Annotated in this window: 14 protein-coding genes; 6 read left to right on the plus strand and 8 right to left on the minus strand. The window is 30.6% G+C overall.

The features are described from left to right. Positions 1–164: 164 nt before the first annotated feature. The 5 genes from Q0K54_RS08565 to Q0K54_RS08585 form a co-directional block, all read right to left on the minus strand. Positions 165–791 (minus strand): alpha-hydroxy-acid oxidizing protein, encoded by a 627-nt coding sequence (locus Q0K54_RS08565; RefSeq protein WP_294580183.1) that lies wholly within the window; start codon positions 789–791, stop codon positions 165–167. Between the two features lie 111 nt (positions 792–902). Next, positions 903–1,139 carry an alpha-hydroxy-acid oxidizing protein gene (locus tag Q0K54_RS08570; RefSeq protein WP_294580185.1) on the minus strand — a complete coding sequence of 79 codons (237 nt, stop codon included), beginning with the start codon at positions 1,137–1,139 and terminating at the stop codon, positions 903–905. Between the two features lie 99 nt (positions 1,140–1,238). After that, a complete protein-coding gene (locus tag Q0K54_RS08575; protein WP_294580186.1) occupies positions 1,239–2,714 on the minus strand; it encodes a glycoside hydrolase family 1 protein in 1,476 nt (491 codons plus the stop codon). A 12-nt stretch (positions 2,715–2,726) separates the two neighbouring features. Then, positions 2,727–3,380: a GntR family transcriptional regulator gene (locus tag Q0K54_RS08580; RefSeq protein WP_294580187.1), complete on the minus strand. Its 654-nt coding sequence runs from the start codon at positions 3,378–3,380 to the stop codon at positions 2,727–2,729. A gap of 97 nt (positions 3,381–3,477) precedes the next feature. Then, on the minus strand, positions 3,478–4,509 hold the full coding sequence (locus Q0K54_RS08585; protein ID WP_294580189.1) for an aldo/keto reductase: 1,032 nt from the start codon (positions 4,507–4,509) through the stop codon (positions 3,478–3,480). Between the two features lie 274 nt (positions 4,510–4,783). On the opposite strand from Q0K54_RS08585, the gene Q0K54_RS13785 reads away from it, so the two are divergent. The 4 genes from Q0K54_RS13785 to Q0K54_RS08600 are packed head-to-tail and all read left to right on the plus strand — an operon-like array spanning position 4,784 to position 6,840. Continuing rightward, a complete protein-coding gene (locus tag Q0K54_RS13785; RefSeq protein WP_374011458.1) occupies positions 4,784–5,017 on the plus strand; it encodes a tyrosine-type recombinase/integrase in 234 nt (77 codons plus the stop codon). Positions 5,018–5,073: 56 nt separating this feature from the next. After that, entirely contained in the window at positions 5,074–5,604 is a 531-nt protein-coding gene (locus Q0K54_RS08590) for an ATP-binding cassette domain-containing protein (protein WP_294580204.1), read from the plus strand. Continuing rightward, positions 5,601–6,272, plus strand: a complete 672-nt coding sequence (locus Q0K54_RS08595) for a hypothetical protein (RefSeq protein WP_294580192.1) — start codon at positions 5,601–5,603, stop codon at positions 6,270–6,272. The genes Q0K54_RS08590 and Q0K54_RS08595 overlap by 4 nt, the downstream gene beginning before the upstream one ends. Before the next feature lie 28 nt (positions 6,273–6,300). Further along, positions 6,301–6,840 (plus strand): hypothetical protein, encoded by a 540-nt coding sequence (locus Q0K54_RS08600; RefSeq protein WP_294580193.1) that lies wholly within the window; start codon positions 6,301–6,303, stop codon positions 6,838–6,840. A 69-nt stretch (positions 6,841–6,909) separates the two neighbouring features. Here Q0K54_RS08600 and Q0K54_RS08605 read toward each other — a convergent pair whose 3' ends face one another. Beyond that, positions 6,910–8,685, minus strand: coding sequence for an ABC transporter ATP-binding protein (locus Q0K54_RS08605; RefSeq protein WP_294580194.1), 1,776 nt, complete (start codon positions 8,683–8,685; stop codon positions 6,910–6,912). Next, entirely contained in the window at positions 8,678–10,408 is a 1,731-nt protein-coding gene (locus Q0K54_RS08610; RefSeq protein WP_294580196.1) for an ABC transporter ATP-binding protein, read from the minus strand. Before Q0K54_RS08610 ends, Q0K54_RS08605 begins: the two co-directional genes overlap by 8 nt. Before the next feature lie 84 nt (positions 10,409–10,492). On the opposite strand from Q0K54_RS08610, the gene Q0K54_RS08615 reads away from it, so the two are divergent. Together Q0K54_RS08615 and Q0K54_RS08620 are read left to right on the plus strand one after the other, a co-directional pair. Next, positions 10,493–11,290: a MerR family transcriptional regulator gene (locus Q0K54_RS08615; protein WP_294580198.1), complete on the plus strand. Its 798-nt coding sequence runs from the start codon at positions 10,493–10,495 to the stop codon at positions 11,288–11,290. 9 nt (positions 11,291–11,299) lie between these two features. Next, on the plus strand, positions 11,300–12,691 hold the full coding sequence (locus Q0K54_RS08620; protein ID WP_294580200.1) for a M17 family metallopeptidase: 1,392 nt from the start codon (positions 11,300–11,302) through the stop codon (positions 12,689–12,691). A 64-nt stretch (positions 12,692–12,755) separates the two neighbouring features. On the opposite strand, the gene Q0K54_RS08625 is transcribed toward Q0K54_RS08620, so the two are convergent. Beyond that, complete coding sequence (locus Q0K54_RS08625; protein ID WP_294580202.1) at positions 12,756–13,406, minus strand: hypothetical protein; 651 nt, start codon at positions 13,404–13,406, stop codon at positions 12,756–12,758. Between the last annotated feature and the right edge of the window lie 151 nt (positions 13,407–13,557).

Raw genomic sequence — 13,557 nt, forward strand, 5'->3', positions numbered from 1 at the left:
AAAAAAGAGCCAACTTACTAAGTTGACTCCATTGACCTTGGTTTCCCAAGGTTAATTTAGACTTAATTATTCACCAACATAAGGTAAAACGTTTATTTATCGCTTTATCTGGAATAATATCGTTAATTTAAATTGAATAACTATATTTTTGGACTTAACCCTAATTATTTAACTTTGTCTCTTGTGATTTCTAATAATGTAGTGGCTCCACACATTTCCATTGTATCTTTTAATTCAGCACCAAGCTTTTCAGTTAAAGCTTTAATTCCTTCTTCTTTACCACCAAATACCATATTGACATATGGTCTTGCGATAATCACTGCATCAGCTCCTAAAGCTAACGCTTTGAAAATATCAGTCCCACTTCTGATACCACCATCTACGAAGATCTTCATACTTCCATCAACAGCTTTTACAATTTCTTCTAAGACATCAGCTGTTGCAGGAGTCCCATCTAATACTCTTCCACCATGGTTTGATACAACAATACCTTTAGCACCAGCTTCTTTGGCTTTTAAAGCACCATTTACTGTCATAACACCTTTTACGATAAAAGGTACAGGTGTTTTATCAATAATACGTTTTAATTCTTCTTGTGATTTTCTACCAGCTGGAGGAGTCTGTCCTTTTAAGAAAGGAAGTCCTGCTGCATCAATATCCATCGCAACTGCGAAGGCATTAGATTCAATCGCAAGTTTTAATTTTTCATCATAGACTTCTTCACCCCAAGGTTTGATTGTTGGTACACCAATACCATCATTTTCTTTGATATATTGAGTTGAAGCTTGCATGATGGCTGGATTAACACCATCACCAGTAAAGGCTGCAATTCCTGCTTCTTTACATCCTCTGACTAAGATATCATTATATGAATTATCATCTAATGAATCTCCATAGTGTAATTAAATCGCTCCTACAGGTCCTGCAAAGATTGGATATTTAAATGTCTTCCCAAATAATTCTAAAGTTGTATCAACAGGTGCATTACTTGTGAGTGTATCCATGTTGACATAGATATTTTGCCAGGCATCATAGTTTCTGATAGCGACAGTGCCTGTCCCTTTCGCACCAGGTCCTGGTACTTTATTACCACATGCCTTACCATTACATACTGGGCATGATTTACATACTTTCCCCATTAAAGGTCTACTTTGATCTAATATTTCTTGATAATTCATTATTCACCTCTCCAATCAAAGAATACTCGCTCAATACTTACATATCAAGCGAGTTACATTTTATTCTAAATTTTCACCATTAGATTCTAAAACTTTCTTAAACCAGAAATAAGAATCTTTTTTAGATCTTGAAAAATCTCCAGTGCCATCATCATGACGATTTACATAGATAAATCCATAACGTTTTGCATATTGACCAGTTCCAGCTGAAACAAGATCAATTGGTCCCCAAGTTGTATAACCAATTAATGGTACACCATCTTCAATGGCTTCTTTCATTGCAATAATATGAGGTCTAAAGTAATCTAATCTATATGGATCATGAATTGACCCATCTTCTTCTACATGATCAAATGCACCAAAACCATTTTCTACAATCATTAATGGTACTTCAGGATATCTATCATGTAATTTATTTAATGTAAATCTTAATCCATCAGGATCAATCTGCCAGCCCCAGTCTGATGCTTTAAGATATGGATTTTTAGCACCACCATGTAAATTTCCTTCAACAATTTCTGCATCTTTACTTGTAGTAACACAGTTTGTCTGATAGTAAGATAAAGTATAGAAATCAACTTTGCCTTTATATAAGATGTCTTCATCTTCTTTTGTAATGAATGAAGGAGCTACACCAACCTCTCTAAAGAAGCTATAAGCAAATTCTGGATATTTCCCTCTGACTTGCACATCACCACATAAGTTATTATTGATATTATCTTCTTTTTGCCATAAAAGAACATCTTTTGGATTTGGTGTTAAAGGATATCCTGTAACCTGTGCTATCATTGTTCCTATCATAAAATCAGGATTTATTTTATGTGCTTCAATAGTTGCAAGTGCACTTGCAACAAATTGATTATGCATTGCATTGAAAGTGACTTGTGGGTTTGTTTTAAGTTTAGATAATGGAATACGTTCAGTAGATTTAACATCTTCTCTGTCCATCACACCTAAGCCATATAAATCACCCATGCCACCATGACCCATTGTTACAATGGCACAGTTAATTTCGTTAAATGTAATCCAGTATTTAACTCTATCTTTAAAACGAGTAAAACATGTCTTTGCGTAATTAACATAGAAGTTAACCACTTCTCTGCTATAGAAACCATTATATTTTTGAACTAATGCAAATGGCATTTCATAATGTGATAATGTAATCAATGGTTCAATACCATATTTTAAACATTCATCAACAACATTTTCATAAAATTGTAAACCTAATTCATTAGGCATTATATCATCTCCATTAGGAAAGATTCTTGCCCAGTTAATAGAAAATCTAAAGCACTTGAATCCCATGTCTGCAAATAAAGCAATATCTTCTTTATAATGATCATAAAATTCAATAGCTTGATGTGATGGATAAAAAGCTGTTTCATCAATCACACTACAGAATGTTCTTGGTGTATATCTATCTCCACCTAATAACATATCTGGTACTGATAAGCCTTTTCCATCTCTTAAATAAGCACCTTCACATTGGTTAGCAGCTACTGCTCCACCCCATAAAAAACCTTTCGGAAATGTCATTTTGTTCTCCTTTTATTTATTTGATTGTTCTATATAAATGTTGTAAACATAATCAGCATTTTCAATCATACATTTATATCCATCTTCATAGTTACCTGTTTTGATTGCATTAAGTGTTCTTTTATTAAACGCTAACATAACTTTCATATCTAGATATTTTGCATAGATATGTAATTCTGGTATATTAATAAATCCATGATCCTTTAAAGAAAGATATTCAGGAAAGTTATCATCTAGTGATTCAACTAAAGTATTATGAAAAACGTTGTCATAATTATACTTTTCTTTAAATGTATGTTCTTCATTTAAACCATTTTCCATTAAATCTACGCATTCTTCTAATTTCATAATATATGGATTCTTTGGATTTTCCTTATATTTTTCAATTAAACGTACAATACTATATCCTTCTAGAGAGATTGTAAGATGATATCTCTGTTTAATTTCTTCTTCTGTGAATTTATGTAAACAGAATCCCCTGCTAGGTAAGATATCAATACGTTTTTCATCACTTAATCTTTGAATTGCGTCTCTTAAAGGCGTTCTAGAAATATTTAAATCTTGTGCGATTTTTGTAAGTGAATAGATTTCTCCTGCCTCTAAATTTCCTGACCATATCATTTCTAATAATGCCTGATATGCTTGATCTTTTAATAATAATTGCATCTTTATTCTCCTAAATCCGGTATACCGGTACTATTTATACTCTAACATTCATTACGTATAATGTCGAGTTAGATATAAAAAAAGATGCGAATGCATCTTATTTTCTCCAAGATTTTTCTACTTCGTATCCTTCTTCTTTTAACATTCCTCTTAATTGGTCAACACGCCATTCAGCACCGTCACCATAGATTGTTAGTGTAGCTAAAGTTTCATCGATTTCTTTCATTTCTTCATCAGTTAAAACAATATTGCATGTTTCTAAGTTTGAATCAATGAATTCTTGTTTGTACATACCAGGAATTGGAATCATCATATCGTATTTAGCCATTACCCATGCTAAAGCTAATTGTGCATATGTACATCCTTTTTTAGTTGAAAATTTTTCTAACATTTCAAATAATGGTTGATTTTTTTCTAAGTTTTCTTCTGTAAACCAAGAGAATGTTCTATGAATATCATCATTCTTGAATTCTAATTTCATACCTGGTCTATAAGCACCAGTTAATAAACCTGAAGCTAAAGGCATATAAGGAGTCATAGCAATTCCTAATTCTTTACATGCTTGTAAAGAACCGTCAGTTTCAATATTTCTAACAACCATAGAAAATTCATTTTGTACGATTGCTACTGGACATACAGCATGTGCTTTTCTGATTTGATCTTCTCTTGCTCTTGACATAGCCCAAGCCTTAATTTTACCTTTTTCAATCAAATTTTTCATAGCTTCTGCATATGTTTCAATTGGTAAATCATCAGGAACTCTGTGCATCATATAGATATCAATATAATCAGTTCCTAATCGTTTTAATGAAGCATCACATCTTGCTTCAATTTGTTGAGCAACTGTACCATTAGCTGGATCATTTACAGGTGCTACCTCTGGATTGAACTTAGTTAAGATTTGTACTTCTGATCGAATTGGTGCTAAAGCTTCACCTACTAAGATTTCATTATGGCCATTAGCGTATACATCAGCTGTATCATATAATGTAACACCCATTTCATGAGCCTTACGCATCATGGAAATACATTCTTCTCTAGGAGCTGGATCACCGTGCGCATGAGAGAATCCCATACATCCCATTCCCATTACTCCAATTTCCATACCTTGAACATTAACTTTTCTCATCATAACTCCTTCTTTCTTATCATTATACCGGTATACCGGTGTATCTATATCTATAATAACTCAATATTTTTAAAAGTCAATAAATAAATACTATATTCAACAAATCTCATCATGTAAAAAATGCTTATGTAACCTTCTTACGAATACTATTTCTTGTAATACATATTGACATGAAAAAGGCCATGATTTCTAAATGTAATGTATATGAAGATCATAATCTAGTCTTTGCAGGTAATACTGCTAATTACATTAATCGTCATACTGCATCATCTAGATTAGCTTCAATAAAAAAGGAACAGACTATGAATCTATATCTGTTCACTTCTTACGTCACGCTAATGCGACTTTATTATTAATGAATGATGTCGATCTAAAAATTGTATCTGCTCATCTTGGTCGTAGTGATATCAATATAACCGCTGATACCTATACAGACGTATTACATGCTCGTCAGAAATTCGTTGCTGACTTAGTTGACCTCAATTTAGAGGATGAAAACGACAAATAATACGCACTTCTCCGTTCAAAATCACGTATAAAACGCTATTTTGCAAAAAAACCTCGATTTTATCGAGGTTTTTCCTTCATTTTAACTATTCACCAACGTATGGTGATATCTTAATTGATGGAAGTTCAATCATAGAAAATGACTTTGACTTAAGTCAAATAGGTATTTTAATTGAGGATCCTGGATATTATCCCCATTTATCTGGTTTAGATAATTTAATGATGTTATATACAATTAATCACAAGCCAGATAAAAATTATATAATGAAAGTTTTAGCTGGAGTAAATTTAGCTTATGCAGCAAATAAAAAATATAAAGAGTATTCATTAGGAATGAAACAACGATTACGTGTAGCACAGGCATTTATGGAAAATCAAAAATTAATTATTTTAGATGAACCAACAAATGGTATTGATGAAGAAGGTTTGGAAATTGTTTATAGTTTAATTCATGAAGCTAAAAAAGATGGTAAATTAGTTTTACTCGCAAGCCATAATAAAGATGACTTAAAAAATTTATGTGATCAAGTATTTAAAATAGAACATGGTAGAATCGTTGATACAATTGAAATGAGTGATAATCGATGATTAAAAAATTACAAATTATTTGCTTAATAATTGCAATATTATTTATTCCCCTGAGTATTTATGGAAAATACAGTATCTTACATCTAAGTTATCTTGATTATTATCAAACAGCTTTTTATAATATATATTATAGTGATGATATCAAAAATCAATATCCATATTTAAGTGAATTAATCATCGAAGATATCTCTAATTATCAAGATTTATTTAACAATAGTCCTTATGTCCTAGTCGTTACAATTAATGATATTGAAATTATCGGTGAGGGAATAATCAATAAATGTACCGTTGATAAAGTAATTAAAGGAAAAAAATTGCAACAAGATAATAAAATTAATATTTATGACCATGCCTTTGTTTTTAGTCAATATGCTGGTACTTATTTTGAAGGAGCGATTCCATTACAAATAGATAAACAATACATAATTTTTATTGATAAAGCGCCAAACCCTAATATATCTAATAGTTATATTTTTAAAAGCATTAAATATGGTAGTTTTAAAATTGATAATCAATCCAATTATTATCTTTTAAATGATGAAAATATGACTTTAAAACAAATTAGTAATTATGATTATGTTAGTAAAAATAATGCTGACATAATTAAATACGAGCAACTTTATCAAGAAATAAAAGAAAAACTATTATCTACATCCGATATTAACTGAAAATCCAAATAAGAAAGAAAGTGGTCATATGAAAAAACGTTATTTAATAATTGGAGCTGTCTGTATTTGTATAGCTGTTATTCTTTTTTTGATCTGGTATCAAAGAACTCATGAATTTTATTATTTTTTCACTTCAAATAAATATATGATCAAACAAAGCGATACTAATAAAACTATTAGTTTTACTGTAGATTTAACTAATCCAGAAGATGAGATCGGTAAAAAAATTGTAATTACTGATAATTGTTATTTTGAAATTATTGATTTAAAATTACAAAACAATGGTCAATATACGATTCTTTTTAAAAATTATGGAAATAAATCAAGTAATCCAAAATTTATCTATACCGCTAATTATTATGATTTTCAAGATGATAAGGTATATATAAAAGGTAAAGCAAATTTAACTAGCAACGAAGATGAAAAGTGGTATCGTTCTTCATGGACTAGTTTTCAAGATAATGGTGATAGCTTTGGATATAATATTGAAAGTGACATGGTAAAAAATAAAGAGAATTGTTTTATTGAAATTTCTAATTTGAATTATGTTGAATTTGTAAAGGGGTAATTGTTGTTTTTACAGTTATAATAAAAACCAGAAGAGATATCAAAAAGATGTTTTCTTCTGGTTATGATTTTAATTATGGTTAAATTGTGAATTATAGAGCTTTTCATAAGCTCCTTTTTTAGCCAGCAATTCTTCATGAGTACCTTTTTCAACAATATCACCATTATTGATAACTAAAATCAAATCAGCACTCTTAATTGTTGATAAACGGTGAGCAATGACAAAGCTAGTTCTTCCCTTCATTACTCTTTGCATAGCTTCTTGAAGCATCTTTTCCAATCGGGTATCGACAGATGATGTTGCTTCATCTAAGATTAAGATTTGTGGATCTTTTAAGATTGCTCTAGCAATTGTTAATAATTGTTTTTCTCCTTGAGAAATATTATTGGCTTCTTCATTTATGATTGAATCATAGCCATCTGGTAAAGTACGAATAAAATGATGTACGTTAGCCATTTTAGCAGCATTAATTACTTCATCTTTTCGAGCATCTAAACGACCATAACGAATATTATCATAAATACTACCTGAATATAACCAAGTATCTTGTAAGACCATTCCAAACATCGATCTTAATTCACCACGTTTTAAATCACGAATATCAACCCCATCAATTTTAATGCTACCACCTTTAACATCATAAAAACGTAGTAACAAGTTAATGATTGTTGTTTTCCCAGCTCCAGTTGGTCCAACAATTGCGACCATCTGACCACTTTTAACTTCAATATTTAAGTCTTTGATCAACAAATCATCATAATAACCAAATTGCACATGTTCAAAACTAACATTTCCTTGAACATTTTCAATATGCTTTGGTGGATCTTTTTCAGGAACTTCTTCAGTTTCTTCTAACAATTCAATTACCCTTGATAGTGCAGCAAATGCGGCTTGAATTTGAGCTGATAAATTAGAAATCTGTGACAACGGATCATTAATTTGCCAAATATAACGGATAAAAGCTTGTAGCTGTCCAACGACAAAAGTTCCGGCAATTACATTTGCTGTTCCCATAATAGCAATAACACCAATTGATAAATAAGTAACTAATGAGTTTAATGGTGCTATCGTTGAAGAAACGAATTGAGCTTTAAAAGCATTATTTCGTAACTTTTCATTAATTTGTTTGAATTTAGCAATTGATTCTTCTTGTTGATTAAATAATAAGATTTCATTATACCCAGTATACATTTCGGTGATATTACTATTTAAATCACCTAAAGCATTTTGTTGATTCTTAAATAATTTTTGACTCTTACCAACAATTAATTTAGTTACTAATAATGATAATGGAATAATCATCGTCGCAACAATTGCCATTGAAATATTAATAATATACATCATTGATAAGGCTAAAACGATTGTTAAGATTCCACTAACAATTTGGGTAAAACTTTGTTGCAAAGCATTAGAAATCGCATCGACATCATTAGTGATACGACTTAAAATATCACCATAATGATGATTATCAAAATATCTAACTGGTAATTTTCTAATTTTATTTTGTAATGCATTTCTTAAATCATGCATAGCATTTTGAATAGCATTAGTTAAAAAGATAACCGATACAACCTGCGATAAGGTTTTACATATGTAAATAATAACTAAGCAAATAACTATTTGAATAATTGCTTCAAAATTAATATTGATCTTAGCTTGTCCGACACTTTTAGCAACATCACTTGCAAGTTGGGTCGTAATCATCCCTTCAAAACTAGGACCTAATACTAATGAAATATTGAAAACAAAGATCATCAAGATTGCAATAATAAACTGCCATTTATATGGTTTGATAAATGGCATCAAACCCTTGATACTCTTTGTAAAACTCTGTTTTTTATTCATATGCCAATTCCTCCTCACTTAACTGAGAAATTGCAATCTCATAATAAATTTGACAATTTTTCAACAATTCCTGATGCTTTCCTTGCCCAACTACTTTCCCTTCATTTAATACGACAATTAAATCAGCTTCCATAATACTAGAAACTCTTTGAGCAACTACTAACATAATTGAATCTTTTAGTTCGGTTTTTAATTCATGTCTTAATGTTGCATCAGTTTTAAAATCTAGAGCTGAAAACGAATCATCAAAAATATAAATCGGTGCCTTACGAACTATGGCCCGAGCAATGCTTAAACGTTGTTTTTGACCACCAGAAACATTAGTGGCTCCTTCACTGATCAACTCATCAAAGCCATGATCTTTTTCGACAATAAAATCATAAGCCTGAGCAATTTTAGCTGCATGGACAATTTCTTCCATTGTAGCATCTTTTTTACCAAAGCGAATGTTATCAGCAATCGTACCACTAAATAAAATGGCCTTTTGAGGAATTACTCCTAATTGATCTCGTAAATCATTAACATCATAATCACGAATATCTTGACCATTAATTTTAATGCTACCGCTAGTAACATCATAAAAACGAGGAATCAAATTAACTAAAGTACTTTTACCAGATCCAGTACTTCCAATAAAAGCAATCATTTGACCTTTTTTCGCTTTAAAATTAATATCAGATAAAACTGGTTCTTCACCATCAGGATAAACAAAAGTTACATGATCAAATTCAATTGATACTTCATCATCTTTTTTTGTTGTAACTGGATGATTATGAATCAATGGATCAGTATTGAATATCTGTTCAATTCGATTAGCCGATACTTCAGCCCGTGGATACATCATAAACACGGTACAAAATAGCATGATTGAAAACATGGCATGGAATAAATAATCCATAAAAGCAACTAATTGCCCTATTTCCAAACTTCCATTAGCAATCAAATGACTAGCTGTCCAATAAATTAAAAGTCCCGCAATATTCATCAGCATATAAAAAATTGGCTGCGTCATTGTCATGATCTTAAATAACTTTTTAGAATAGTTAGCAAAATCCTGGTTACTTTTATCAAAGCGCTGTTGTTCATAATCATCGTTATCAAATGCTCTAATAACTCGAATTCCACTTAAGTTTTCCCGAGAAATACGGTTAAGATCATCCAAAGAACGCTGTTGATTATTTGAAATTGGTTTAGTTACTTTGGCAACCACAAAAACCCCTAAAATAATTAACGGAATAGTTCCGGCAATGATATAAGAAAGTGGTAATGAAGCTCTTGCAGTCATAACAAAACTAAAGATAAACATAATCGGTGTCATTAATGCTGTTCGAAGCAAAACATTGACAAATTGTTGAATCTGAAAAGCATCATTATTGGTTCTTGTAATCATTGAAGAAATTCCAATTTGATTAAATTCGTTAGCAGTAAACTGCTGCACCTTTTCAAAAATATCATTTCGCATATCACGAGTAATTGAAGTTGAAATTTTAGCACAACAATAACCTAAGGCAATTGTTCCAGCGACACCAATTATCGATACTAATAGAATACAACCACCCATCATATAGATGTAATCTAAATCATGATTAGATACACCAACATCTATCATTGTTGCAACAATAGTTGGTATCCCTAATTCAACTAGTACAAACCCAAATACCGAAATAATATCAAAAAAGAATAATAGTTTATACTTTTTTAAATATTTTAATATTAATCGCATTTATTCTTTCTCCTTTCCCTTATTGTGATATGGCACAGACTATGATAAACTATAAGGTAACCTTATAGTCAAGAGGTGATATCGATGAATAAAGATCTATTATCTTGTGGTGCTTTCGCCAAAATTTGTGGCGTTGAAAAACATGTCCTATTTCACTATGATGAAATTGGCTTATTCAAGCCCTATTATGTTAATGAAAAAGGATACCGCTTTTATTCCTATCGTCAATATGATACTTTCAAAGTCATCTTGGCGCTAAAAAAATTAGGAATGTCATTAAAAGATATTAAAGTTTATCTTGATCAGCGTAATCCCCTTCTATTTACCGAACTTCTTTCACAACAAGAAATTAAACTGGCTAAAACGATTGAAGAACTCCAAAAGCTTCAGGAAATGATTAGCCAATTTAAAGCCTATACGATAGAAGCATTAACTGTCGACTCTGATGAAATTAAAATTGCCTATTTAGATCAGGCCAATTTAATTTTATCTGCTAACCTTGAAAACATTACCTCCAAAGATTTTATGGCTGATTATACTTCTTTTATTGAAAACAATAAAATTGTCGCCGGTGAATTTGTTGGAGTGATGTTAACGGTAGACAACATTTATCAAAATCAAATATCTAATTATTCATACTTATTTACCACTACTTCTTCACCAGATCAGGCCACTTATATCAAAAAACCCGGATATTATCTATGTGGTTATCATCGAGGTGACTATGATGGTTTAGACAAATCATATCAACGTTTAGTTGCTTATGCTAATGAACATAACATCAAACTTGGTAAATATGCTTATGAAGAATCGATTATTTTTGATATTAGTGAAACATCACCAGAAAATTACTTAACTAAAATTACGATAGAAATCGCATAAGGAGACAATATGAAACAAATAACCAATATTAATTTTCAACAATTAACTAATAATCTAATTTATCCTATCTATCAAAATCAAACAGTCAATCCAGAATTATCAAAATTACTCGACTGTGATCTTAATCAAATTATTGACAAAGAAACAAAAATTACTACGATCAATACTTTAAACAAATTAAATTTTCCAACAATTACCTTTATAGGTCTTGGAAACCCAAAACAAATAACGACTAAAAAAATTAAAGAACTAGCTTATAAAATTAAATTAAACCAGCCAGCTGCTATCTACTTAGAAAACATAGCTACAGATAGTCTTGATATTAAAACTATCACTAAAACTTTGATTGAATCATATCTAATCGCTGCTTATCAAGAACAAAAAATTGGTCATCAGCCTCATGAAATAATTGATTTAGACATTATTTATAGCAAACACGATTTAACCAATGAAATTAATGAAGCGATCAATCAAGCTAAAGGAATTAATTATGCCCGTTATCTAAGTGATTTACCATCAAATTTAATGACACCTGAAGATTTAGTTAATGAAGCTAAAAAATTAGCTGAAACTTATAATTTAGAATGTACTATCTTAGATAAAAAAGATTTAATCGCTATGCAGGCTGGTGGTATTTTAGCAGTAAATCAAGGCAGCAATATTCCTGCTTACTTAATTTGTCTTAAATACAGTACCGGTAAACAACCAGACATGGCTATTATTGGTAAAGCTATTGCTTTTGATTCCGGTGGTTATACGATTAAAAATAACAGTTATGGCATGAAATATGATATGTGTGGTGGCGCTGATGTTTTAGGAATTATGCAAATCTTGGCCGCTAATCATGTCGATGCTAATGTATATGGGATTATTCCAACTACTGAAAACCTAATCAGCGGTGCCGCTTATAAACCACAAGATGTTATCACTATGCTTTCAAAGAAAACCGTTGAAATTGTGAGTACCGATGCCGAAGGTCGCTTAATTTTAGCTGATGCCATTACTTATGCCAAACAGTTAGGAGTAGAGAAAATTATTGATCTGGCAACTTTAACTGGCGCTTGTGTCCATGCTTTAGGCGATGTATATACTGGAGCTTTTAGTAATGATGAAAAATTTTACCAAGCGTTCAGTAATGCTGCCAAAAGAAGCAATGAAAAGATTTGGCGATTACCAATTGATGATGAATATTTTGATAAATTAAAATCTAATAGTGCTGATTTTAAAAACTCGGTTGGTAAACCTGGTGCTGGTGCTTCAGTTGCGGCAACTTTTTTAGCCCAATTTGTTGGGGATACTAAATGGATTCATTTAGACATTGCTGGTACGGCTGATAATAATGGCACTGGAGCAACTGGAGCCATGATCAGTAGTATTGTAGATTTGATTAAACATAGTTAAAAACAGGATTTCTCCTGTTTTTTTCTTGTTATATTGTAAAATTGTTGGCTATATACTTTTATTTTTAACTCTTACCAAGATAACATTCTTCATAACTATTATAGTTTTCCAGTTGATTAGAATAGATACCAATGTCTTCATCAATATCTGTTAAAATATAATATCTTTCATTAGGAAAAATACAACTAATTTCTTGATCAATTTCTTTCAATTCCTCATAGTTGATTTCTGTTGTTTTAATTTCTATATCTGGATAAAATAAATTCATATTTGCTTGAACAAAATCTTTGGTTGCCATTTGTTCACTATATTGTCTATAGTCTGGAAATGACATTGTTTTTACATTTATTTTATCATTATTAATATTTTCATTATATATTTCGATAGCATAAAGAATATATTGCAGCTCATTTTTTGCATCATCATAATTACTTATTATATCATAACGATCAGTCATAAGATAAAAACGAATCGATGAATGTTTTTTATGCACATATTCGACTTGAAAATATTTATTAAAGGCGGCATAACCTCTTCCATTAGTTGACCCATCATATAATCCAAAATCAGTCATTACATAATCTTTATAGTCACTAATATTTTCAGCTAGATAATCATTAAATATTTGCAACATTTTTTCATTACTATACGAAAAATTGAAATAACAAACGGTAATGATTAAAACAGCAACAATCGTTAGAATTAATTTTTTCATACTCATCCCTCCCTTTAAAATATTAGTAGTGTCAAAAATCGGTTAACCGATACAAATACACTCCCATATCAATTTGTATATATAAACAGTAAAAATGATCACTGATTATATTTCTTTGATCATCTTTTTTATGATTTTACTAAAAAAGATG

This window comes from uncultured Thomasclavelia sp. (assembly GCF_944324745.1).
Taxonomy (GTDB): domain Bacteria; phylum Bacillota_I; class Bacilli_A; order Erysipelotrichales; family Coprobacillaceae; genus Thomasclavelia.

Excerpts from the sequence above, each read along its gene's own strand:
- Q0K54_RS08565 (WP_294580183.1), bottom strand. The coding sequence starts at position 791 with ATGCAAGCTTCAACTCAATATATCAAAGAAAATGATGGTATTGGTGTA.
- Q0K54_RS08570 (WP_294580185.1), bottom strand. The coding sequence starts at position 1,139 with ATGGGGAAAGTATGTAAATCATGCCCAGTATGTAATGGTAAGGCATGT.
- Q0K54_RS08575 (WP_294580186.1), bottom strand. The coding sequence starts at position 2,714 with ATGACATTTCCGAAAGGTTTTTTATGGGGTGGAGCAGTAGCTGCTAAC.
- Q0K54_RS08580 (WP_294580187.1), bottom strand. The coding sequence starts at position 3,380 with ATGCAATTATTATTAAAAGATCAAGCATATCAGGCATTATTAGAAATG.
- Q0K54_RS08585 (WP_294580189.1), bottom strand. The coding sequence starts at position 4,509 with ATGAGAAAAGTTAATGTTCAAGGTATGGAAATTGGAGTAATGGGAATG.
- Q0K54_RS08595 (WP_294580192.1), top strand. The coding sequence starts at position 5,601 with ATGATTAAAAAATTACAAATTATTTGCTTAATAATTGCAATATTATTT.
- Q0K54_RS08600 (WP_294580193.1), top strand. The coding sequence starts at position 6,301 with ATGAAAAAACGTTATTTAATAATTGGAGCTGTCTGTATTTGTATAGCT.
- Q0K54_RS08605 (WP_294580194.1), bottom strand. The coding sequence starts at position 8,685 with ATGAATAAAAAACAGAGTTTTACAAAGAGTATCAAGGGTTTGATGCCA.
- Q0K54_RS08610 (WP_294580196.1), bottom strand. The coding sequence starts at position 10,408 with ATGCGATTAATATTAAAATATTTAAAAAAGTATAAACTATTATTCTTT.
- Q0K54_RS08615 (WP_294580198.1), top strand. The coding sequence starts at position 10,493 with ATGAATAAAGATCTATTATCTTGTGGTGCTTTCGCCAAAATTTGTGGC.
- Q0K54_RS08620 (WP_294580200.1), top strand. The coding sequence starts at position 11,300 with ATGAAACAAATAACCAATATTAATTTTCAACAATTAACTAATAATCTA.
- Q0K54_RS08625 (WP_294580202.1), bottom strand. The coding sequence starts at position 13,406 with ATGAAAAAATTAATTCTAACGATTGTTGCTGTTTTAATCATTACCGTT.